This is a genomic window from Streptomyces sp. DG1A-41, assembly GCF_037055355.1.
Taxonomy (GTDB): Bacteria; Actinomycetota; Actinomycetes; order Streptomycetales; family Streptomycetaceae; genus Streptomyces.
The window spans coordinates 1,558,035-1,580,741 of record NZ_CP146350.1 but is presented as its reverse complement, the minus strand read 5'-3'; the positions used below and the strand labels follow the sequence as shown (position 1 = coordinate 1,580,741).

Below are 22,707 nucleotides of genomic sequence, written 5' to 3'. Positions count from 1 at the left end.
GCCCGCGCTCGTCTCAGCCCTGGTTCCTGCGGCGGCCGAACCAGCCGCGCTTCTCGGGCCGTGGCTCGGCCGCAGATGCCGTCGGTGCGGCCGGTGTGCCGAACGGCGGCAGGATCTTGAACCGGTCGTCGAGCGTGACGGTCGGCGTGATCCGGTTCAGGGCGGCGCGGACCAGGGTGAGCGGGTGGTCGGGGAACTGCGCGTCCCACTGCTCGTGGTCGCCCACGTGGTACGGCAGTCCGCCGCCCAGGCCGGGCGCGTAGGGGTGCGGCCGGAAGTAGTCGGCGGGGCCCACCTGGGCCATGACCATCGCTTCCCGCATCCCGGTCGTCGCGCCCTCGGCGGCCTGCGCTTTCAGGACCGTGCTGCAGCCGGCCTTCGGGACGGTCCACGAACCGAGGAAGACCTGGCCGTGCCCGGTCGGCCGGGGCACCTTGATGAGCTGCCGGACCGCGGGCACGCCGTCCATGGCGCCGAGCACCGCCTCGATGAGCCCCCCGCCCGCCCCTGCAGCGCCCTGCGCGAGACCGAAGCGCAGCCGGTCGGGTTCCTCCAGCGAGGCCGGAAGGTCCGGTACGAGGGGGAAGAAGTGGACCGAGAGGACGAGCCCCCGCTCGTCGGTCCACACGCCGGGCTCACGCTCGGTGAAGCCGGTCAGGTCCAGGCCGGTGATCGGTGTCATGAAGATCATCATCGCGGGCCGGCCGGCGCGCCCGGCAGGCGGGGCTCACGCGTGGGCGCTGTCGTCCCAGGGCTCGAAAGCGGCGAACTCCACGGGGTCGTCCTCCTCGTCCCAGGCGCACAGGCCGGGCGTGACGAGCCTGCCGCGCTGCCAGGCGAGCAGCGTGTCCAGCAGCCCGCCCTCCAGAGCAGGCCCCTGGTCCGCGTGCCGGGGCCAGAAGACCAGCGGCCAGGCGTCGGGGTCGTCCCCCTGCGCGAGCCAGCCGAGGTGGTCGCCGTCGATGGAGTCGGCGAAGGGCAGGAAACCGCCGGGCGCGGGCCAGGTGGCCAGCGGGTACCAGTCCGGGAACCCCTTCCTCAGCTCCTCGTACGCCTCCAGCGTCTCCTCGACGAACGCGGGGAAGCGCGGCGCGGCCGTCCGCAGGGGTGCCTGGAAGCGCAGCCACCCGCTCCAGGAGCCGGCGCCGTACACCTCCATGAGCTCCACGTACTCCCTCGGCAGCCGGGAACCCAGCGTGTCGAACAGCCCCTCCCAGGTGCCGTCGCCGAGGTACGGCCGCTCGGGCGGCGGGGTCAGCAGACGCAGGGCGGCGAGGCCGGTGCCGGTCTCCAGGGCGACGCGGCGCTCGGCCTCGGTGAGGCGGGGCTCGGTGGGGGCCGGCGGGGTCCAGGGCCCGGCGGCGTCCAGGAAGGCGGTGCGGGCGAGGGTGCCGGGCAGCGGGCCCATCAGCGGGCCGGGCGGTGACGGCGTCTCCCAGCTGTCGCGGACGGTGTGCCGCAGGTATTCCGTGAGGGTGAGGTCGTACCGGTGCCAGGGGAGCAGTCCGCTGCCGGGCACCACTCCGGTGTGCCGTACGACCACCGTCCACTCGTCGGGGTCGTCCGAGGCGGAGGTGTCCCAGAACAGGGTGTCGCTGCCCCGGCTCTCGCCCCAGGCCAGCAGCCCGCCGGGTACGGGGTGCACGGCCGGCCGCTCGTCCTCCGGCAGCTCACGCGCCTCGATGCGCGCCTCGCGGTGGGTCTGCCGCAGCCACTCGCCGTAGTCGAAGCGTCCGTCGGCGCAGGGCACGTGGATCCAGAGGAACTCACCGAAGTCCACCGGCCCGTACCGGTCGGCCAGCCGCTTGTAGTCGTCCGGCAGCCGCATCCCGAGCCACTCCTCGACGGCCGCCCAGTCGACGGGGACGGGCGCGGGCGGGCGCTCGGCGTGCGGCTTGGTGAAGCCGGCCAGATCCAGGGTCACTCGGGCCCTCCGGGATGATCATCGGCTGGGCCGCCGATTCTGTCACCGGTGACAGAACACGCATCCCTCCCAGTACGGCAGCGCGCTCAGCACCCGGTGCCGCGCGCAGCAGGCGACGCATCCGTCGTCCGGGAACGCGTCCTGCCGTGGAGTCGCCGTGGCCGGATCGAAGGCCGCGACGATCTCCCGGAACCGCCGCACATACTCGTCGGCGAACGGCGGCTCGTAGCCGAGTTCGTCCCAGCGGTGCCGCTGCGCGGCCGCGCAGCACGAAGGCCTTGGTCGTCGCCCGCTCCTCGCCGGACTCGCCCCAGTCGATGTCCGTCAGGTCGAACCCGACCGCACCCCGCCCCATGACGTTCTGGTCCTGCCACGCCAGCATGCCCGCGAACCGGTGCTCCCAGGGGTGCTCGGCCAGTGCCGACACGGCGAGCGTCAGCACCTCGACGAAGACCTCGGTGCCTCCGTTGGGCAGATAGAGGCTGTCGTCTCCTGCGCGGAAGGTGTTGCCCACTGGGGGCAGGTTACGCGGCGGGGCCGAGCGTCGGTTGAGACGGCGAGGTGCTGTCCCAGCCAGGGCGGATCAAGCCTCAGCCCTTGACGGCCTCCGCGATCCGCAGGGCGGCTTGGTCGGGCGTGAGGTGGGTGGTGTCGACGACCTCGGCCTCGTCGTGCAGCCACGTGCGGGCCGCCTCCGCGTAGGGCTCGAGATATTTGAGACGGAATGAGGAGGGGCCGAGCACAGTGTCCCCCTCGATGCGCCCGCGGAGGGTGTCCTGGTCGGCGTGCAGGACGAAGTGGCGTACCGGAATGGCATGTTGGGCGAGGCCCGTGCTGATCTCGCGCCAGTACTCCTCGACCAGGACCGTCATGGGGATCACCAGAGTGCCGCCGGTGTAGGCGAGTACACGGCGGGCGGTCTCGACTACGAGCGGCCGCCATGGCGGCCAGTGCTGGAAGTTGTCCGTCTCGGGCAGTCCCGGCCTGATGTCCATGAGTGTTTCGCCGACCTTCTCGGCGTCGAACACCCGTGAATCCGTCAGGAGCGGCTGCACCAGTGCACTGGTCGTCGTCTTGCCCGCGCCATGGGTGCCGTTGAGCCATACGATCATGGGCCGACGCTAGCGGTGTGCGTGCCGCGGGCCGGTGCCGAGCACGTCACAGGACGGGCACGGCAGAAGACCGGTACGGCTTCGGTGTTCATCGGCGCGGGTCACCGGGTGCCCGCCGCAGACCGTTCAGCCCCGGAAAAGTCACGCGCTCAGAATTGCATAAACGTGCAGAGAAACGTATAGTCATGCCCTCTAAGGAGGAGGTTCCATGGCGGTACGTGCGGCAGTGGCCGGAGCGAGTGGATACGCGGGTGGGGAACTGCTGCGTCTGCTCCTGGCGCACCCCGAGGTCGAGATCGGCGCCCTGACCGGCAACTCGAACGCGGGGCAGAAGCTCGGTGCGCTCCAGCCGCACCTGCTGCCCCTGGCCGGGCGAGTGCTCCAGGAGACCACCCCCGAGGTCCTCGCCGGGCACGACGTCGTGTTCCTCGCGCTGCCGCACGGGCAGTCCGCGGCCGTCGCCGAGAAGCTCGGGCCGGACGTGCTGGTGATCGACATGGGCGCCGACTTCCGGCTGACGGACGCCGCCGCCTGGGAGCGGTTCTACGGCTCGCCGCACGCCGGAACCTGGCCCTACGGCCTTCCCGAACTGCCGGGCGCCCGCGCCGCGCTGGAGGGGTCCAAGCGCGTCGCGGTGCCCGGCTGCTACCCCACGGCCGTGTCGCTGGCGCTCTTCCCGGCCTACGCCGCAGGGCTCGCCGGGACCGAGGCCGTGATCGTCGCCGCGTCCGGCACCTCCGGCGCGGGCAAGGCACCCAAGCCGCACCTGCTCGGCAGTGAGGTCATGGGCTCCATGTCCCCGTACGGCGTCGGCGGCGGGCACCGGCACACCCCCGAGATCACCCAGAACCTCAGCGCGGCCGCCGGCGAGCCGGTCTCCGTCTCCTTCACGCCGACTCTCGCCCCGATGCCCCGCGGCATCCTCGCCACGTGCAGCGCGAAGGCGACGGACGGGGTCACCGCCGAGTCCCTGCGCGCCGCCTATGAGAAGGCCTTCGCCGACGAGCCCTTCGTGCACCTGCTGCCCGAGGGGCAGTGGCCCACCACGGCGTCCGTCTGCGGTTCGAACGCCGTTCAGGTGCAGGTCGCGTACGACGAGGCCGCCGGACGGATCATCGTGATCAGCGCCATCGACAACCTCACCAAGGGCACCGCCGGCGGTGCCGTCCAGAGCATGAACATCGCCCTGGGGCTCGACGAGACCACCGGACTGACGACGATCGGAGTTGCGCCGTGAGTGTGACGGCAGCGAAGGGATTCACGGCGGCGGGCATCGCCGCCGGGATCAAGGAGAACGGCAACCCCGACCTGGCCCTCGTGGTCAACACCGGGCCCCGCCGCGCCGCCGCCGGCGTCTTCACCTCCAACCGTGTGAAGGCCGCCCCGGTGCTGTGGTCCGAGCAGGTGCTCAAGAGCGGCCAGGTGTCCGCCGTCGTCCTCAACTCGGGCGGCGCCAACGCCTGCACGGGCCCGAAGGGCTTCCAGGACACCCACGCGACGGCCGAGAAGGTCGCCGAGGTCCTCGGACGGGGCGCCATCGAGGTCGCCGTCTGCTCGACCGGCCTCATCGGCGTGCTCCTGCCGATGGACAAGCTGCTGCCGGGCGTCGAGAAGGCAGCCTCGTCCCTGAGTGAGCACGGCGGCGAGAAGGCCGCCATCGCCATCAAGACCACCGACACCGTCCACAAGACGTCCGTCGTGACCAAGGACGGCTGGACCGTCGGCGGCATGGCCAAGGGCGCGGGCATGCTCGCCCCCGGCCTCGCCACCATGCTCGTCGTCCTCACCACCGACGCGGACCTGGACGACGACGTACTCGACAAGGCCCTGCGGGCAGCCACCCGTACGACCTTCGATCGGGTCGACTCCGACGGCTGCATGTCCACCAACGACACCGTGCTGCTCCTCGCCTCCGGGGCCGCCGGCGTCACCCCCGGGTACGCGGAGTTCGCCGAGGCCGTCCGGCAGGTCTGCGACGACCTCGGCCAGCAGCTGATCCGGGACGCCGAGGGTGCCAGCAAGGACATCAAGGTCGAGGTGATCAACGCCGCGACCGAGGACGACGCTGTCGAGGTGGGCCGCTCCATCGCCCGCAACAACCTCCTGAAGTGCGCGATCCACGGCGAGGACCCCAACTGGGGCCGCGTGCTCTCCGCGATCGGCACCACGAAGGCCGCCTTCGAGCCCGACCGGCTGAACGTCGCCATCAACGGCGTCTGGGTCTGTAAGAACGGCGGGGTCGGCGAGGACCGCGACAAGGTCGACATGCGCTTCCGCGAGGTGCACATCGTCGCCGACCTCGCCGCGGGCGACCAGACCGCCACCATCTGGACCAACGACCTCACCGCGGACTACGTCCACGAGAACAGCGCGTATTCGTCATGAGCACTACCCGCAAACACACCGCCCTGCCCAAGGCGCAGATCCTCATCGAGGCGTTGCCGTGGCTGGTCCGGCACAACGGCAAGACGGTCGTCATCAAGTTCGGCGGCAACGCCATGGTCGACGAGGACCTGAAGGCCGCCTTCGCCCAGGACGTGGTGTTCCTGCACCACGCCGGCCTCAAGCCCGTCGTCGTGCACGGCGGCGGCCCGCAGATCAGCGCCGCCCTCGACCAGCACGGCATCGTCAGTGAGTTCAAGGCGGGCCTGAGGGTGACCACCGAGGACGCCATGGACGTCGTACGGATGGTGCTGGCCGGGCAGGTGCAGCGGGAGCTGGTCGGGCTGCTCAACCAGCACGGACCGCTCGCCGTCGGCCTGACGGGCGAGGACGCGCACACCATCACCGCCACCAAGCACCAGCCCGAGATCGACGGCCAACTCGTCGACATCGGGCGGGTGGGCGAGATCACCGCGATCGACACGGGCGCGATCGAGGCCCTGCTCGCCGACGGCCGCATCCCGGTCGTCTCCTCGATCGCCCGCTCCCAGGACGACGGACATGTCTACAACGTCAATGCTGATACGGCGGCTGCGGCACTCGCTGCTGCACTGGGCGCCGAAACCCTCATGGTCCTCACGGACGTCGAGGGACTCTACGAGGACTGGCCGAACAGCGACGAGGTGATCAGCCGCCTCACCGCCTCCGAGCTGGAGCGGCTGCTGCCGGACCTGTCCTCCGGCATGGTGCCGAAGATGGAGGGCTGCCTGCACGCCGTGCGGGGCGGCGTCACCACCGCCCGGGTCATCGACGGCCGGGTCCAGCACTCGATCCTGCTGGAGATCTTCACCGACGAGGGGATCGGCACGATGGTCGTGGCCGACGAGAAGCCCGAGGAACCGGGCGAACAGGGGGAGTCGTGAGCAACCAGGAACTGACAGCGCGGTGGCAGGGCGCCCTCATGAACAACTACGGCACCCCGAGGCTCCCGCTCGTCCGCGGTGAGGGCACCAAGCTGTGGGACGCCGACGGCACGCAGTACCTGGACTTCGTCGGCGGCATCGCGGTCAACGCGCTCGGCCACGCCCATCCGGCCGTCGTCGAGGCCGTGAGCCGGCAGATCGCCTCCCTCGGCCATGTCTCCAACCTGTTCGTCGCCGAGCCGCCGGTCGCGCTCGCCGAACGGCTGCTCCGGCTCTTCGGCCGCGACGGCAAGGTCTACTTCTGCAACTCCGGCGCCGAGGCGAACGAGGGCGCCTTCAAGATCGGCCGGCTCACCGGGCGGACCCACATGGTCGCGACCCAGGGCGGCTTCCACGGCCGCACCATGGGCGCCCTCGCGCTCACCGGCCAGCCCGGCAAGCGGGAACCTTTCCTGCCCATGCCCGGCGACGTCACGCACGTCCCCTACGGCGACGCGCAGGCGCTGGCCGCCGCGGTGACGGACGAGACGGCCCTCGTGGTCATCGAGCCGATCCAGGGCGAGAACGGGGTCGTGGTCCCCCCGGCCGGCTACCTCAAGGCCGCCCGGGCCATCACCGCCGCCACCGGCGCGCTGCTCGTCCTCGACGAGGTGCAGACCGGCGTCGGCCGGACCGGCCACTGGTTCGAGTACCAGGCCCACGAGGGCGTGCTGCCCGATGTCGTCACCCTCGCCAAGGGCCTCGGCGGCGGACTGCCGCTCGGCGCGACCGTCGCCTTCGGGCGCGCCGCCGAGCTGCTCCAGCCCGGCCACCACGGCACGACCTTCGGCGGCAACCCCGTCGCCTGCGCCGCCGGGCTCGCCGTCCTGGACACCATCGAGAACGAGGGGTTGCTGGAGAACGTCAAGCGGCAGAGCGAGAAGTTGCGGGACGGGATCGAGGGCCTGGGCCACGAGTTGATCGATTTCGTCCGGGGTGCGGGTCTCCTCCTGGGTATCGTGCTCACCGAGCCGCTCGCGCCCCAGGTGCAACAGGCGGCTCAGGACGCCGGCCTCCTGGTGAACGCGCCCGCCCCCGATGTCGTACGGCTCATGCCGCCGCTGAACATCGGCGACGACGAGGTGGACGCCTTCCTCCGGGCGCTGCCCGGCGTCCTCGACGCAGCAGCTGACGGGGACGGACGATCCGGGGAATGAGACGACGATGAGCCAGGCGCAGGACCACGAGCAGCCGGGGGCGAACGGGCCCGCCGTGCCGCAGACCCGCACCGCACGCCACCGCCGGATCGTGGACATCCTCAACCGGCAGCCCGTGCGGTCGCAGAGCCAGCTGGCGAAGCTGCTCGCCGACGACGGGCTGAGCGTCACGCAGGCGACGCTCTCCCGGGACCTGGACGAGCTGAACGCGGTGAAGATCCGCAACGCCGACGGCGACCTGATCTACGCGGTGCCGAGCGAGGGCGGTTTCCGCACGCCGCGCGCTCCGTTGGGAGGGTCGGCGAAGGAGGAGCGGATGCGGCGGTTGTCGCAGGAGCTGCTGATCTCCGCGGAGGCTTCGGCGAACCTCGTGGTCCTGCGGACTCCTCCGGGCGCCGCGCAGTTCCTGGCGTCGGCGATCGACCAGGCCGAGCTGCACGACATCCTGGGGACGATCGCGGGTGACGACACGTTGCTGTTGATCAGCCGGAATCCTGACGGGGGGCAGGCGCTGGCCGACCACTTGCTGAGGTTGGCGCAGAACGGGCACTGAGCGCCGAGAGAGGTGTCCGGGGGGCTGTGCCGTTCGCGTACTCCGCCCTGGCTGCGGGCAATCGTCCGCTGAGGGCGGCACGGGTGGGCGCAGCGGCGCCCAGCCAGCGCGGTGAGCGAAACTTCCCGCCCCCAGCCCCACTCACCCCAGCCGCGCAGCCAACCCCCCAGTACAGCGCACCTCATCACCAGCCGTGATCAACAGTGCCTCAACCCCCGGCAGCGACTCCAGCCAAGCCAGCCCCTCCCGCGACCCCATCGCGAACGCCGCCGTGGCCCAGCAGTCCGCCCACGTCAGCCGAGGCCCCACCACGGTCACGGCGACGAGGTCGGTCACGGCCGAACGCCCCGTACGCGGATCGACGATATGCGCGCCCCGCTCGGCGCTCCCGGACGTGGCCACGGCCAGCTCGTCCACCCCGGCGGCGGATATCACCGCGGCGAGACCTCCGGGCCGCAGGGGATCCGAGACCCCGACCCGCCACGGCCGCTGCGAACCCGGCACCCCGAGCAACTGCACATCGCCGCCGCCGTTGACGCTCACCCCGCACACTCCCGGCACCGCCGCCAGCAGTCGCGCCGCCCGCTCGACCGCCCAGCCCTTCACGATGCCGGTCGGATCGAGGCGACCCCCGTACGACGTGCTGAACCAGCCGTCGCTCAGCCGCTCCGCCTCGGCCGCCAGCTCCAGGACCTCGGCGACCTCGGGATCGCACTCCTCGACCGTCAGCGCACCGCGTTGCAGCCGGGAGATCTGGCTGTCCTCGCGGTAGGTGCTGAACACCTCGTCGACCCTGTGCAGCCCGGCGACGGCCTCGTCCACCGCCGAGCGCACGGCCTCGGGTTCCCCGCCGCGGACGTCGAGGGAGAAGACGGTCCCCATCGTCTCCTCCGCATGACGTACCGCGGCGGGAGCCTGTGCGGAGTCGGCCACCGTGTCAGCCATCGGCCTGGTCCAGAGCCGACTGGAGGGACTGCCTGTAGCCGGCGCTGGTGTAGGTGGCTCCGGAGACGGCGTCGATCTGCGCGTTTCCGGCCGCGACCGCTGCCTGGTTGAGGCGGGGCACGGAGGCGGAGGTGATCTGGTCGCTGCGGCCGCCCTTGGGGGCCTGGACGGCTTCGGCCTTGGTGACCTTGCCGCCAGTGACGGTGATACGGACCTGGACCGGGCCGTACTGCGTCTGCGCCACGCTGCCGGTGAGCGTCTGAGTCTGGGCCTGGCCGCCCCCGGAGCCGGCGGCCTGGGAGGAGCTGCCCCCTGCCGGAGCCTTGTCCAGGGCGGACTGGAGCGACTTCCTGTAGCCCGCGCTGGTGTACGTGGCGCCCGAGACCGCGTCGATCTCCGCGCTCCCCGTCGCGACGGCCGCCTGGTTGAGGCGGGGCACGGAGCTGGCGGTGATCTGGTCGCTGCGGCCGCCCTTGGGCGCCTGGACCGCCTCGGCCTTGGTGACTTTGCCGCCGGCGACGGTGATACGGACCTGGACCGGGCCGTACTGCGTCTGCGCGACATCGCCGGTCACGGTCTGGGCGTTGCCCGAGCCCTGCGCGCCGCCGGCCGAGGCCTTGGCCTTGTCCAGGGCCGACTGGAGGGACTTCTTGTAGCCGGCGCTGGTGTACGTCGCCCCGGACACGGCGTCGATGTCCGCGTTCTGGGCGGCGACGGCCGCCTGGTTGAGGCGGGGCACGGAGCTGGCGGTGATCTGGTCGCTGCGGCCGCCCTTGGGCGCCTGGACCGCCTCGGCCTGAGTGATCTTGCCGTTGCTCATGGTCAGGCGTACCTGCACCGCGCCGTACTGCGTCTGCACCGCGTCACCGGTGACCGCGCCGTTCACGCCGCCCTGCGGGGCCTGCCCGGCGGCCGCGGGCGGGAGCTGACCGCTTGCGGCCTGGGCGGAGCCCGGGTCGGAGGCCGGCTTCAGTGACAGCAGCAGCACGATCCCGGAGACGGTGGCTGCGCCGGCGAGCACGGCACGCCGGACGGGGTGAGACTTCCTCATCGTTTCTCAAGCTCCTGAAGGGCCGTTGATGTCCCGTCGCTCACATCTCGAACGACTCGTGGTGGATACGGCGGGCGGGGACTCCCGCACCGCGCAGTGCCTCGTACACCGACTGCGCGAAGCCGGGCGGCCCGCACATGAAGACGTCGTGGTTCTCGATGTCCGGGATCTTCCGCCGGAGGGACTCCGCGGAGATGTCGGGGCGTTCCCCGTCGGGGCTGTTGACCGCGTACATCAGCCGTGCGCCGCGCTCGTCGGCGATCTTGGCGAGCTCGCCCCACAGGGCCAGGTCCTGGGTGCTGTTGGCCCGGTAGAGCAGCGTGATGTCGCCGGAGGCGCCCGGCAGGGTCTCGAACAGGGCCCGCATCGGAGTGATGCCGACACCGCCCGCGACCAGCAGGACCTTGCCGCGGCTGCGGCGCTGCGCGGTCATCGCGCCGTACGGGCCCTCCGCCCACACCTTGGTGCCGGGCTTGAGCTCGCGCAGCCGGGAGGTGTGGTCGCCGATCGCCTTGACGGTGATCCGCAGCATGTCCGGGCGGGGCGCCGCCGACAGGGAGTACGGGTGCGAACTGAAGCGCATGCCGGGCGCCTTGAACCGCCAGCGGAAGAACTGGCCCGCCTCCGCGCCCATCCGGTGCAGCTTGCGCCCGCCGATCAGCACGGACACGATGCCCGGGGTCTCCTCGATGACCGCCTCGACCCGCATCCGATGCCGCAGGTTCAGGCGGATCGGGGTGAGGATCCGGTACCAGAGGACGAGCGCGGTCACCGCGCCGTACAGCCCGTACCAGAAGGTCTTGGCGGCGGGCTCGACGGCGAACTCGTTGCCGGTGGTGATCTGGTGCCAGAACGTCAGGTACACCGCCGCGTAGGTGAGCAGGTGCACGTGGTACCAGGTGTCGTAGCCGATCAGACGGCGGACGCCGCCGATCGAGAGGATCCCGATGACGAACAGCAGGCCCGTGCCGATGGCGGCCTTGCCCATGTCCGGCAGCTGGTTGATGGAGTCGGTCGTCTGCTGGACGATGGCGCCGAGCCCCTTGCCCGCCTGGAGGGCGTAGCCCCACATGGTGAGGAAGACGTGGGCGAGGACCAAGAAGAGCGTGTAGCGGCCGGTCATGGCGTGCCAGCGGGCGACCCGGTCGGTGCCCACCCGCCGCTCCAGCGAGGGCACCCGGGCCATCTGGAGCACCACGAGCGCCATGAGGTAGCCGGCGAGCAGGCCGGTGATCCGGCCCGCGGCCAGGATCTTGGCCGAGGTGTCCGCGAGGGACGGTGTGTTGTCCCACCACAGCCACAGCACGGCCGCCGCACCCGCCCACAGGGCGATCAGCAGCGGGACGGCCGGGGAGCGGCGCGGGCGGATGCGGCGCATCGTCTGGCGGCGGGCGGCACGGCCGCCTGCGAGCGTGGTGGTCACGGTTCCTCCGTGGGGACTTGACCCTTGGCCCACAGATACGTGCCGGGGCACGGGAGTGTTCAGCCGCGTACCGAGTCGTGTGCGCACGGGAGTGACCGGCGGTAACCCGGACAGTGCCGGGGCCCTAGTAGCGGGTGACGGCGGTGACCCCGCTCGCCGTCCCGACGGCGATGTGGGGGCGCTTCGCCGGGTCGGCCCAGGTGAGGATCGTCCGCATCGCGCCCTTCGGCACGGACACGCAACCGGCCGTCGCCCCACGCCCCTTGACATGGAGAAAGATGCCCGCGCCGCGACCGCGCACGGGACGCTCGTAGTTGAAGCCGATGACGAGCGCGTGCGCGTACCGCTCGCCGTAGGTGATCAGGTGCTCGGACTCGGCGGCCCGGCAGTCGTCCGCACGGGGCTCGGTCCAGCGGTTGTAGGAGCGGGAGTCGTTGTCCTGGCACCACCAGGAGTCCCGGTGCACCCGGCGGTACTTGTACGCCGTCCCGCGCGGCGCCGCCTTGATGCCGAAGGCGTACGGCAGGCCGTACAGACCAGTGGGTGTCGTGTTCGTGCCCTGTCTGCGGGACGCGCCCTCGACCAGCCCGTTCGCTCCGAACCGCGCGGGCGCGGAACCCACCCGCACCCACCGCCCGTCCCTGAGGTCCCACCAGGTGACCGTGCCCGTCGTCGAGGCCGTCCCCGGGGCCACCGCGGTGATCAGCTGGGTGCCGCCGCCGGTGTCCGCCATCCGGGCCGGCAGCGGGGACGACGGGGCGGGCGGCCCGGCGCCGAGCACGGCGAGACAGGAGACGGCGAGGGCGACGGCACCGGGGCGCATGCCTCAGACCGTAGAGGGCGGCAGCGGCAACGGCAGCCCGGGTAGTCCGTCCAGGCTGGTCGCGATGTGCTCCTTCTTGGTGAAGTACTCGCTGAGCGACGCGTCGTCCTCGCGTGCGAAACGCTTGCCGTGCAGGTCGCGGTCCGCCTCGTACGCCATGAAGGGCACGGCGTAGCCGCAGCTGTCGCGGACGAGTTCGGCCGTGACGACGATGATCGCGCGCAGCCCGTGCTGTGCCGGGTCGATGTCCGGGAAGTGGCCGAGCAGCTCCCCGAAGCGGGGGTCGTCGCGGAAGACCGGCTCTCCCCGGCCGTGCACACGGACGATGTTCGGCGGGCCCTGGAAGGCGCACCACATCAGGGTGATCCGCCCGTTCTCCCGCAGATGGGCGACGGTCTCGGCGGTTGAGCCGGCGAAGTCGAGGTAGGCCACCGTGTGGTCGTCGAGCACCGCGAAGGAGCCCTTGAGGCCCTTGGGGGAGAGGTTGACCGTGCCGTCGGCGGACAGGGGAGCGGTGGCGGTGAAGAAGACCGGCTGCGCCTCGATGAACGAGCGGAGCCGGCCTTCTATGCGCTCATGAGTTTTTCCCATGTCACCGATTATGGGCGCAGGTATTTCGACTGTCTAAGAACTGCGGCATCCGGTCACCTCTGCCGGACCCCGCCCCCGGCGCCTGCCCGTGGCCGCCCCGGCCGGCGCTCACACGGGGCGGCCACAGTGCCTGTCACCTCACTTGGTGAGCGAGCAGGCGGCCAGGGAGTCCAGGCCCGCCGGCTTTTCGGCCGTGCGGCCGATGGCCGTGGCGATGCGGTTGACGGTGGCGATCCGCTTGTCCTCCAGCGGGCCGAGGATGGCGTTCTGGACGAAGTTGGGGCCGCCCTGGCCGACGGTGTCGACGAGGCGCTTGTTGGCCTCCGCGACCTGCGTGTCCAGCAACGCCAGGTTGCGGTCGACCTCGGCCTGGGCCGAGGCCGGGATCGCCGGCAGCTGGGAGGCGACGTCCGGGCAGGTGATCGTGCCGGCGCCGGCGTTCCCCGCCTCGTCCGCACCCGCGCCCGCACCGGCTTCCTCGCCCGCGCCCGCTTCGGCACCTGCGCCGGCCTCGGCGCCCGCACCGGCTTCGGCGCCCGCACCGGCTTCGGCACCGGCCTCCTCACCGGCACCGGCCTCCTCACCGGCGCCCGCCTCTCCACCCGCGGCCTCGCCCGCTCCGGCGCCGCCGTCCGCGTTGAGCTGGCAGGCGGCGAAGGCCTCCAGCCCCTCCGGCTTCTCGGCGGCACGCCCGATGGCGGTCTCGATGCGGTTCAGGGCGGCGACGCGCTTGTCCTCCAGCGGGCCGAGGATGGCGTTCTGGACGAAGTTGGGCCCGCCCTGGCCGACGGTGTCGACGAGGCGCTTGTTGGCCTCCTCGATCTGGGTGGCGAGCTGGGCGAGGTTGCGGTCGACCTCGGCCTGGGCCGAGGCCGGGATCGCCGGCAGCTGGCCGGTGACGTCCGGGCACGTGATGGTGCCGGGACCCGCCAGCGTCCGGGCGTTCGTCCCGCCGCTGTCGGGCGTCTCCCCGGCGAGGGCGAAGCCGGCGATCACCGTGCCGGACAGTGCCACCGCGGCGGCGCCGCCGATGAAGCCGACGCGACGCTTGTTGTACTTCGGAAGAGCCCTGGACATGCGGATGCCTCACTAGGGGTCGGGGGTGTCGTCGGTGTCAAACGCGGCGCCTGCGTTCGGCGAGAGGTACGGGCAAGCGGTTTCACGCGTTCAAAGGATCTTCAAAGTCATCTCGGCATGGCCGGAACCAGGCCCTCGACCCGAGGCGCATTGACGAAACATGCGGAGGTCTGCATAATCATGCACACTAGTGATCGCAGCATGAGTGATCGCGGCATGAGGGGAAGAACCCGTGACCGAGCGCGTCGTACTCGCCTACTCCGGCGGTCTTGACACCTCCGTCGCCATCGGCTGGATCGCCGAGGAGACGGGCGCCGAGGTCATCGCGGTCGCGGTGGACGTCGGCCAGGGCGGCGAGGACCTGGACGTCATCCGCAAGCGCGCCCTGGCGTGCGGCGCGGTGGAGGCCGCAGTGGCCGACGCCAAGGACGAGTACGCCGAGGAGTACTGCCTCCCGGCGATCAAGGCCAACGCCCTCTACATGGACCGCTACCCGCTGGTCTCCGCCCTGTCCCGGCCGGTGATCGTCAAGCACCTCGTCGCCGCCGCCCGGAGGCACGGTGCCACCACCGTCGCCCACGGCTGCACCGGCAAGGGCAACGACCAGGTCCGCTTCGAGGCCGGCATCGCCGCCCTCGCCCCCGACCTGACGTGCATCGCCCCGGCCCGCGACTACGCCATGACCCGCGACAAGGCCATCGCCTTCTGCGAGGACAAGGGCCTGCCGATCGCGACCACCAAGAAGTCGCCGTACTCCATCGACCAGAACGTCTTCGGTCGCGCCGTCGAGACCGGCTTCCTCGAGGACATCTGGAACGCGCCGACCGAGGACATCTACGCGTACACGCAGAACCCGGCCACCCCGCGCGAACCCGACGAGGTGGTCATCTCCTTCGAGGAGGGCGCCCCGGTCGCCGTCGACGGCAGGCCCGTCACCGTCCTCCAGGCCATCCAGCAGCTCAACGAGCGCGCCGGGGCCCAGGGCATCGGCCGGATCGACATGGTCGAGGACCGCCTCGTCGGCATCAAGTCCCGTGAGGTCTACGAGGCCCCCGGCGCCATCGCCCTGATCACCGCCCACCAGGAGCTGGAGAACGTCACCGTCGAGCGCGAACTCGCCCGCTACAAGCGGGGCGTCGAGCAGCGCTGGAGCGAGCTGGTCTACGACGGCCTGTGGTTCTCCCCGCTCAAGCGCGCCCTGGACGGCTTCGTCGACGAGGCCAACCGGCATGTCACCGGCGACATCCGCATGACCCTGCACGGCGGCCGCGCGGTCGTCACCGGCCGGCGCTCCGAGCAGTCGCTCTACGACTTCGACCTCGCCACGTACGACACGGGCGACACCTTCGACCAGTCCGCGGCCAAGGGCTTCATCGACATCTACAGCCTGTCGTCGAAGATCGCGGCGCAGCGTCACCTGCGAACGCGGCCCGACGGGAACCGGACGTAGCACGACGGAACCGGGCGTGGGCATATAAAGGTCTGCGTCACATCCATACCTCTCTAGGAGCAACGCAAGTGAGCAGCAACAGCGGTGACGTACGGCTCTGGGGCGGCCGTTTCGCCGACGGTCCCGCCGAGGCCCTGGCCAAGCTGTCCGCGTCCGTCCACTTCGACTGGCGGCTCGCGCCGTACGACATCGCCGGTTCGCGTGCGCACGCGCGCGTGCTGCACAAGGCGGGCCTGCTCACCGAGGACGAGCTGACCCGGATGATCGCCGGGCTCGACCAGCTGGAGGCGGACGTCGCCGACGGCTCCTTCGTGGGCGCCATCGCCGACGAGGACGTGCACACCGCCCTGGAGCGCGGCCTGCTGGAGCGGCTCGGCCCCGACCTCGGCGGCAAGCTCCGCGCGGGCCGCTCCCGCAACGACCAGGTCGCGACCCTCTTCCGCATGTACCTGCGCGACCACGCCCGTGTCATCGGCGGCCTGATCGCCGAGCTCCAGCACGCGCTGATCGGCCTGGCCGAGGCTCACCCGGACGTGGCGATGCCCGGCCGCACGCACCTCCAGCACGCCCAGCCGGTCCTCTTCGCCCACCACGTCCTCGCCCACGTCCAGGCGCTGTCCCGGGACGCGGAGCGGCTGCGCCAGTGGGACGCCCGCACGGCGGTGTCGCCCTACGGTTCGGGGGCCCTGGCGGGCTCCTCGCTGGGCCTGGACCCCGAGGCGGTCGCGAAGGACCTCGGCTTCGAGCACGGCAGTGCCGGCAACTCCATCGACGGCACGGCTTCCCGGGACTTCGTCGCCGAGTTCGCGTTCATCACGGCGATGATCGGCGTCAACCTCTCCCGGATCGCCGAGGAGGTCATCCTCTGGAACACGAAGGAGTTCTCCTTCGTGACCCTGCACGACGCGTTCTCGACGGGCTCGTCGATCATGCCGCAGAAGAAGAACCCGGACATCGCCGAGCTGGCGCGCGGCAAGTCCGGCCGCCTGATCGGCAACCTGACGGGCCTGCTGGCCACGCTCAAGGCCCTCCCGCTCGCGTACAACCGTGACCTCCAGGAGGACAAGGAGCCGGTCTTCGACTCCATCGACCAGCTGGAGATCCTGCTGCCGGCCTTCACCGGCATGATGGCCACGCTCACGGTCCACCGCGAACGCATGGAGGAACTGGCCCCCGCCGGCTTCTCCCTCGCCACGGACATCGCCGAGTGGCTGGTCAAGCAGGGCGTACCGTTCCGCGTCGCCCACGAGGTGGCCGGCGAGTGCGTGAAGGCCGCCGAGGCCGAGGGCAAGGAGCTGGAAGAACTGACGGACGAGCAGTTCGCGAAGATCTCCACCCACCTGACTCCCGAGGTCCGCACGGTCCTCAACGTCCCCGGCGCCTTGGCCTCCCGCAACGGCAGGGGCGGCACGGCCCCGAGCGCGGTGGCGATCCAGCTGGCAGAGGTGAAGGCGGACGTGGCGGCCCAGCACGAGTGGGCTCTGGCCAAGAAGAAGGGCTGAGGGGGACGGGCTCAAGGGGCGCGGGGCTGTGTCGATTTGCGGCTCCGCCGCGTGGGCGCGAGCACCACACGCAACCCGCATTCGCCAGAACACCCTGAGGGCCGAGCCCTGAGGCGAAGGTCATCGCGGGTTACGTTGGTCGTCAACAGCCGACCGAACGGAGCCCCCGATGCCCTTCGCCCGCCTGGCCACAGCAACAACCCCCACCTGCCACATCGGTCTGGGACTCGCCGCCGTCGGACGCCCCGGTTACATCAATCTCGGTCGTGATCAGGACCTGCCCGGCCGAGCGCACGGTCGACGCTCTACGCGAGCGCACACATGAACTCCTCGACGCCGCCTACGCCCAAGGCGTCCGCTACTTCGACGCCGCCCGCTCCTACGGCCGCTCGGAAGAGTTCCTCGCCGACTGGCTGAACACAAAACCCGGCCTCGATGACATCGTCGTAGGCAGCAAGTGGGGCTACACCTACACCGCCGACTGGTCCGCGGACGCCGAGACGCACGAGGTCAAGGACCACAGCCTCGCCACCTACGAACGGCAGCGCGCCGAGACCGACGCCCTGCTCGGCGACCGGCTCGACCTCTACCAGATCCACTCGGTGACCCCGGACAGCCCGGCCCTCACCGACAAGGAGCTGCACGCCAAGCTCGCGGAAGCCGCCGCCCAGGGACTCACCATCGGCTTCTCCACCAGCGGTCCCGCGCAGGCGGACGCGATCCGCGCCGCCCTCGCCGTGACGGTCGACGGCGAACCCCTCTTCCGTACCGTCCAGTCGACGTACAACGCGCTGGAGACCTCCGCCGCGCCCGCCCTCGCCGAGGCACACGACGCCGGGCTCACCGTGATCGTCAAGGAGGGCATGGCCAACGGCCGGCTCGCCGGGCCGAACGCGCCGGACGTCCTGAAGGAGATCGCCGAGGAGAGCGGGCTGGGCTGCGACGCCGTCGCCCTGGCGGTGATCCTGCGGCAGCCCTGGGCCGGCGTCGTCCTCTCCGGCGCGGCCACCGCCAACCAGCTCTCCTCCAACCTGCACGCGGCGGTCGTCGACCTCGACGACGAGCAGCTGACCCGCCTCGCCGCGGTGGTCGAGGAACCGCAGGCGTACTGGGAGCGGCGCGGGCAGCTGCCCTGGCACTGATCACCACCTCTCCGTGACCCGGCAGCCGGGATCCACGCATGCTCAGCGTGAGACATTCGTGTCTCATGTGAGGTATGGTCGTCTCATGGCTGTCGATCCTGACCACGTGCTGCGCACCGCTGCGGCCCTGCTGACCCGCAAATCCACCGCGACCATGGACGAGGTCGCGAAGGCCGCCGGCATCAGCCGCGCCACGCTGCACCGCCACTTCGCCGGGCGGGACGCCCTCGTCCGGGCGCTGGAGTCGCTGGGCATCGCGGAGTGCGAGGCCGCGCTGGACGCCGCCCGGCTCGACGAGGGCACGGCGAGCGAGGCCGTACGCCGGCTGGTCGGGGCCATCGAGCCCGCCGCCGGACTGCTCGGGTTCCTCTACACCGAGAACCAGCTGTTCGAGGGCGAGGAGCAGAACGCGGGCTGGACCCTGATCGACGAGCGGATCTCCGCCCTGTTCCGGCGCGGCCAGCTCGGCGGCGAGTTCCGCATCGACCTCACGCCGGCCTGGCTCACCGAGGCGCTCTACGGCCTGCTGGCCTCCGGCGCCTGGATGGTGCAGAGCGGCAAGGGCGCCCCCAGGGACTTCCAGCACATGATCGTCGAGCTGCTGCTCGGCGGCGCACTACGGAGAGAGGAATCATGACCAGCACGTTGCAGCCGGCGCAGACGGCCGAGGCGGTGAAGCGCCCGGGCCGCTGGCTCGCGCTCGGCGTCCTCGTGCTCGCCGTGCTGCTGGTGGCCGTCGACGCCACCGTCCTCGGTCTCGCGACCCCCTACATCAGCGAGGACCTGAAGCCTTCCGGCACGCAGCTGTTGTGGATCGGCGACGTCTACTCCTTCGTCATCGCCGGGCTGCTCGTCTCCATGGGCAGCCTCGGCGACCGCATCGGCCGCAAGCGGATCCTGCTGGTCGGTGCCACGGCGTTCGGCGCGATATCCGTGTTCAACGCCTACGCGACGACGCCGGAGGCGCTGATCGCGGCGCGGACGCTGCTCGGTGTCGCCGGCGCGACCCTGATGCCGGCCACGCTCGCCCTGATCCGCAACCTCTTCCACGATCCGCGCGAACGCAGTCTCGCCGTCGGCATCTGGGGTGCCACCGCCTCCGCCGGTACGGCCGTCGGGCCGATCGTCGGCGGGTTCCTGCTGGAGCACTTCTGGTGGGGCTCGGTCTTCCTGATCAACCTGCCCGTGATGGCGGTCCTGGTCCTCGTCGGCATCAAGCTGCTGCCCGAGTCGCGGACCGCGAATCCCGGTCCCTGGGACCTGGTCAGTGTCGTGCTGTCGCTGGTCGGCGTGGTCTGTGTCGTGTACGCGATCAAGGAGGCCGCCACGTACGGCTTCGCGTGGGGCACCTTGGCCGCGGGCCTGCTGGGCGTGGCCGCGCTCTACGGGTTCGTGCGCCGTCAGTTCACGCTTCCGGCTCCGCTGCTGGACATGCGGCTGTTCCGCAACCGCGGCTTCAGCGGGGCGGTGCTGGCCGACCTGATGACCATCCTCGGTCTGTCCGGGCTGGTGTTCTTCCTGTCCCAGTACCTGCAACTCGTCCAGGGCAGACGCCCGTTCGAGGCAGGCCTGGCGGAACTGCCCGCCGCGATCGGCGCGGTGGCGGCCGGTCTGGTCGCGGGGCGTGCGGCCCGGCGCTTCTCGGTGCGGGCCGTCGTCTCCGGGGGGCTCGCGGCGATCGGCCTCGCCCTGGCCGCGCTCACGGTGATCGGCCAGTCCACCGGCTACCCGCTGCTCGGGGCCGCGCTGCTGGTGGTCGGCGTCGGAGCCGGCTTCTCGTTCACCGTGACCGCCGACGTGATCCTCTCCAGCGTGCCCAAGGAGCAGGCGGGTTCCGCGTCCGCCGTGTCCGAGACGGCGTACGAACTCGGCGCGGCCCTCGGCATCGCCGTGCTCGGCTCCATCGTGACCGGCGTCTACCGCGACTTCACCGGCCCGGCGGGCACACCGGCCGCGGCCCATGAGTCCCTGGGCGGCGCGGTCGAGGCGGCCGCGGGCATGCCCGCCCACACGTCCGCGGTGATGCTGGACGCGGCCCGCACGTCCTTCGTCGACGGCCTCGCGCTCGCGGCGGGCGCCGGCGCGGCGGTCCTGCTGGCGGCGGCGGTGGCGGCCTGGTTCCTGCTGCGGGGGCAGCGGCTGGAGAACGGCGGGGCGGAACACGCGTAGTCCCGCGCGGAGGTGCGGTGAGGGGCCCAACCCTTCACCGCACCGCCTTTCCGCCGGACAACGCCCCTTCAGGGGAGCGGCCTTCTCTTGGGGAGCGGGGTACTGCGCGACAAGCCCCCGCGCACCCGTAACCGCACCGCACCCACACCCGCAAGTTACGCGGCTTCCTTCGCCTTGCTCGCGTACATGTCCACGTACTCCTGCCCGGACAACCGCATGACCTCACTCATCACGGAGTCCGTCACAGCCCGCAGCACATAACGGTCCCGGTCCATCCCCTCGTACCGGGAGAACTCCATCGCCTCACCGAACCGGACCGTGACCTTCCCCGGTCGCGGCAGCCCCGCCCCGCCCGGCTGGATCCTGTCCGTACCGATCATCGCGAACGGCACCACCGGCGCCCCCGTCATCAGCGTGAGCCGGGCGATCCCGGTACGCCCCCGGTACAGCCGCCCGTCGGGCGACCGCGTGCCCTCCGGGTAGATGCCGAAGACCTTGCCCTCCTCCAGCACCCGGCGCCCGGTCATCAGCGCGGCGACCCCGCCCCGGCCACCGTCACGGTCCACGGGGATCATGCCGACGCCGGTGAAGAACCAGGCCATCAGCCGGCCCTTGAAGCCCTTCCCGGTGACGTACTCGTCCTTGCCGATGAAGAAGACCTGACGGTCGCAGACCAGCGGAAGGACCATCGAGTCGATGAAGGTCAGGTGGTTGCCGGCCAGGATGACCGGACCGTCGCCGGGAATGTGCTCCGCACCTTCCACCCGAGGGCGGAACATCAGGCGCATGATCGGGCCGAGCACTGCCTTGATGAGCGCGAAGCGGGACAACGGGCCCTCCGTGTCAAGGGATGCGGTATGAGTCTGTGCAGGTGAGGACGATACTCGCGGCCGCGGGGGTCGCGCACATCGGGCACGGCGACTTAACCGAGGTCTTACGCACCGTCGACGCGTGTTTACCTGCGGTGACGCGTCACGGACGGTACGTAACCCGGCCGCCATGTGTGACGGACGTCGCTCCCCGGGCGTATCGGACGCGTTCCCAGAACCGCCGCACCGAATCGCCGGGACGCCACGAACTCGACGAGCCGCCGACGAGCCGTCAGTTCCCCGCCCCCACCAGCCACTACGACATCCGTCGTCACCCACGTGTTCCGCCCGTCGTCTCCCACTCGTCATCTACGCGCCCGTACGATCGGCCCGCACTGACGAGCCGACGGCAGGGAGGGCGCTCATGGGAACGCAGAGGCCGAACGAGGAAGCGAGCGGAACCGGACGGCGGGCCCTGCTCGGCGCGGCGGTCCTCGGCGCCGGGGGAGCGGTCCTCGGCGTGACCGGCACGGCGAGAGCCGAAAGCGCCCGGCAGGGCGGGTATGGCGGGCTGAAGAGCCTGCCCAAGCCGACGATCGTCGGTCACCGCGGCGCCAGCGGCTACCGCCCGGAGCACACCTTCGGCTCGTACCAGCTGGCCCTCGACATGGGCGCCGACATCGTCGAGGCGGGCGACCTGGTGCCGACGAAGGACGGTCACCTCGTCTGCCGTCACGAGCCGGAGATCGGCGGCACCACGGACGTCGCCGACCACCCCGAGTTCGCCGACCGCAAGAAGACCAAGCTCCTCGACGGCGTCTCCACCACCGGCTGGTTCACCGAGGACTTCACGCTCGCCGAGCTGAAGACCCTGCGGGCGATCGAGCGCATCCCGGCCAACCGCCCGCGCAACACCCTCTACAACGGCCGCTGGGAGATCCCCACCTTCGAAGAGGTCCTGAAGTGGCAGGACGAGCAGACCCGCAGGCGCGGCAAGCAGGTGTGGATCTACCCCGAGCTCAAGCACCCCACCTACTTCCGCAGGCAGAACCTCCCCCTGGAGGAGCGGGTCGCCAAGCTGCTGCGCGCGTACCGCAAGGACCGGCGCACCTCCCCGGTCATCCTCCAGTCCTTCGAGCCGACCAGCATCGAGCGCCTCAACAAGCTCGTCGACAACCCCCTGGTCGTCCTGCTGTCCTCGGCGGACAGCCGCCCCTGGGACTTCGTCGAGACGGGCGACCCGCGCACGGTCGCCGACCTGGTCAAGGCCAGGCCTGCGGGAGATCGCCTCCTACGCGCAGGGCATCGGCCCGACCCTCGACCTGATCATCCCGCGCGACGCCAAGGGCAACCTCACGCAGCCGACGACACTCGTCCAGGACGCGCACAAGGTGGGTCTGATCCTGCACCCCTGGACGCTGCGCAACGAAAACCCCTTCCTGCCCGCGAACTTCCGCAAGGGCACGGACGCGGACGCCTACGGTGACGTCTTCGGCGCGTACAAGGCCTACTTCGCGGCCGGAATCGACGGCGTCTTCACCGACCAGCCCGACACGGGCCTGCTGGCCCGCGAGGACTTCCTCAACAGCTGAGTGCCGACAACCGAGCGTCAACATGTGAACTCACACCCCCCGG

General features: G+C 71.2%; 19 protein-coding genes and 2 pseudogenes. 11 read left to right on the top strand and 10 right to left on the bottom strand.

The annotated features are described in order from the left end of the window. Positions 1–13 precede the first annotated feature (13 nt). The 3 genes from V8690_RS07465 to V8690_RS07455 all read right to left on the bottom strand — a co-directional run bounded on the left by V8690_RS07465 (position 14) and on the right by V8690_RS07455 (position 3,036). Positions 14–682 (bottom strand): hypothetical protein, encoded by a 669-nt coding sequence (locus V8690_RS07465; RefSeq protein WP_338776680.1) that lies wholly within the window; start codon positions 680–682, stop codon positions 14–16. A 45-nt stretch (positions 683–727) separates the two neighbouring features. Then, the gene (locus V8690_RS07460) at positions 728–1,924 is read right to left on the bottom strand and encodes an SMI1/KNR4 family protein (protein WP_338776678.1); all 1,197 of its coding nucleotides are present in this window, start codon (positions 1,922–1,924) and stop codon (positions 728–730) included. Between the two features lie 590 nt (positions 1,925–2,514). Beyond that, positions 2,515–3,036: an ATP-binding protein gene (locus V8690_RS07455; RefSeq protein ID WP_338776676.1), complete on the bottom strand. Its 522-nt coding sequence runs from the start codon at positions 3,034–3,036 to the stop codon at positions 2,515–2,517. Positions 3,037–3,244: 208 nt separating this feature from the next. Between V8690_RS07455 and argC the strand changes: the two genes are divergently transcribed. Genes argC through V8690_RS07430 form a run of 5 tightly spaced genes read left to right on the top strand, consistent with a single transcriptional unit; the run spans position 3,245 to position 8,090 of the window. After that, positions 3,245–4,273 carry an N-acetyl-gamma-glutamyl-phosphate reductase gene (gene argC, locus V8690_RS07450; protein WP_338776674.1) on the top strand — a complete coding sequence of 343 codons (1,029 nt, stop codon included), beginning with the start codon at positions 3,245–3,247 and terminating at the stop codon, positions 4,271–4,273. Further along, the gene (gene argJ, locus V8690_RS07445) at positions 4,270–5,421 is read left to right on the top strand and encodes a bifunctional glutamate N-acetyltransferase/amino-acid acetyltransferase ArgJ (RefSeq protein ID WP_338776672.1); all 1,152 of its coding nucleotides are present in this window, start codon (positions 4,270–4,272) and stop codon (positions 5,419–5,421) included. The genes argC and argJ overlap by 4 nt, the downstream gene beginning before the upstream one ends. Further along, complete coding sequence (gene argB / locus V8690_RS07440) at positions 5,418–6,341, top strand: acetylglutamate kinase (RefSeq protein ID WP_338776670.1); 924 nt, start codon at positions 5,418–5,420, stop codon at positions 6,339–6,341. The genes argJ and argB overlap by 4 nt, the downstream gene beginning before the upstream one ends. After that, positions 6,338–7,537, top strand: a complete 1,200-nt coding sequence (locus V8690_RS07435) for an acetylornithine transaminase (RefSeq protein WP_338776668.1) — start codon at positions 6,338–6,340, stop codon at positions 7,535–7,537. The genes argB and V8690_RS07435 overlap by 4 nt, the downstream gene beginning before the upstream one ends. A gap of 7 nt (positions 7,538–7,544) precedes the next feature. Further along, on the top strand, positions 7,545–8,090 hold the full coding sequence (locus V8690_RS07430; RefSeq protein WP_086561825.1) for an arginine repressor: 546 nt from the start codon (positions 7,545–7,547) through the stop codon (positions 8,088–8,090). A gap of 141 nt (positions 8,091–8,231) precedes the next feature. Here the strand turns inward: V8690_RS07430 and V8690_RS07425 are convergent, their stop codons facing one another. The 6 genes from V8690_RS07425 to V8690_RS07400 all read right to left on the bottom strand — a co-directional run bounded on the left by V8690_RS07425 (position 8,232) and on the right by V8690_RS07400 (position 14,000). Continuing rightward, complete coding sequence (locus V8690_RS07425) at positions 8,232–9,035, bottom strand: FAD:protein FMN transferase (RefSeq protein WP_338776664.1); 804 nt, start codon at positions 9,033–9,035, stop codon at positions 8,232–8,234. Then, complete coding sequence (locus V8690_RS07420; protein ID WP_338776662.1) at positions 9,028–10,086, bottom strand: FMN-binding protein; 1,059 nt, start codon at positions 10,084–10,086, stop codon at positions 9,028–9,030. Before V8690_RS07420 ends, V8690_RS07425 begins: the two co-directional genes overlap by 8 nt. Before the next feature lie 40 nt (positions 10,087–10,126). Further along, complete coding sequence (locus V8690_RS07415) at positions 10,127–11,509, bottom strand: ferredoxin reductase family protein (protein WP_338776660.1); 1,383 nt, start codon at positions 11,507–11,509, stop codon at positions 10,127–10,129. 124 nt (positions 11,510–11,633) lie between these two features. Continuing rightward, entirely contained in the window at positions 11,634–12,332 is a 699-nt protein-coding gene (locus V8690_RS07410) for a L,D-transpeptidase family protein (protein ID WP_338776658.1), read from the bottom strand. Positions 12,333–12,335: 3 nt separating this feature from the next. Then, positions 12,336–12,923, bottom strand: coding sequence for a pyridoxamine 5'-phosphate oxidase family protein (locus tag V8690_RS07405; protein WP_338776656.1), 588 nt, complete (start codon positions 12,921–12,923; stop codon positions 12,336–12,338). Between the two features lie 138 nt (positions 12,924–13,061). After that, on the bottom strand, positions 13,062–14,000 hold the full coding sequence (locus V8690_RS07400) for a hypothetical protein (protein WP_338776655.1): 939 nt from the start codon (positions 13,998–14,000) through the stop codon (positions 13,062–13,064). 232 nt (positions 14,001–14,232) lie between these two features. Here V8690_RS07400 and V8690_RS07395 point away from each other — a divergent pair, with 232 nt between their 5' ends. The 5 genes and pseudogenes from V8690_RS07395 to V8690_RS07375 all read left to right on the top strand — a co-directional run bounded on the left by V8690_RS07395 (position 14,233) and on the right by V8690_RS07375 (position 20,263). Continuing rightward, complete coding sequence (locus V8690_RS07395; protein WP_338776653.1) at positions 14,233–15,450, top strand: argininosuccinate synthase; 1,218 nt, start codon at positions 14,233–14,235, stop codon at positions 15,448–15,450. A gap of 68 nt (positions 15,451–15,518) precedes the next feature. Next, positions 15,519–16,952 carry an argininosuccinate lyase gene (gene argH, locus V8690_RS07390; RefSeq protein WP_338776652.1) on the top strand — a complete coding sequence of 478 codons (1,434 nt, stop codon included), beginning with the start codon at positions 15,519–15,521 and terminating at the stop codon, positions 16,950–16,952. Between the two features lie 169 nt (positions 16,953–17,121). Continuing rightward, positions 17,122–18,094, top strand: a pseudogene (locus tag V8690_RS07385) (aldo/keto reductase). A gap of 85 nt (positions 18,095–18,179) precedes the next feature. Then, complete coding sequence (locus V8690_RS07380; protein ID WP_338776650.1) at positions 18,180–18,731, top strand: helix-turn-helix domain-containing protein; 552 nt, start codon at positions 18,180–18,182, stop codon at positions 18,729–18,731. Next, the gene (locus V8690_RS07375) at positions 18,728–20,263 is read left to right on the top strand and encodes an MFS transporter (RefSeq protein ID WP_338776649.1); all 1,536 of its coding nucleotides are present in this window, start codon (positions 18,728–18,730) and stop codon (positions 20,261–20,263) included. Before V8690_RS07380 ends, V8690_RS07375 begins: the two co-directional genes overlap by 4 nt. A 155-nt stretch (positions 20,264–20,418) precedes the next feature. On the opposite strand, the gene V8690_RS07370 is transcribed toward V8690_RS07375, so the two are convergent. Continuing rightward, complete coding sequence (locus V8690_RS07370) at positions 20,419–21,093, bottom strand: lysophospholipid acyltransferase family protein (RefSeq protein ID WP_338776646.1); 675 nt, start codon at positions 21,091–21,093, stop codon at positions 20,419–20,421. Between the two features lie 403 nt (positions 21,094–21,496). On the opposite strand from V8690_RS07370, the pseudogene V8690_RS07365 reads away from it, so the two are divergent. Next, positions 21,497–22,664 (top strand): annotated as a pseudogene (locus V8690_RS07365) (glycerophosphodiester phosphodiesterase). The last annotated feature ends 43 nt before the right edge of the window (positions 22,665–22,707 follow it).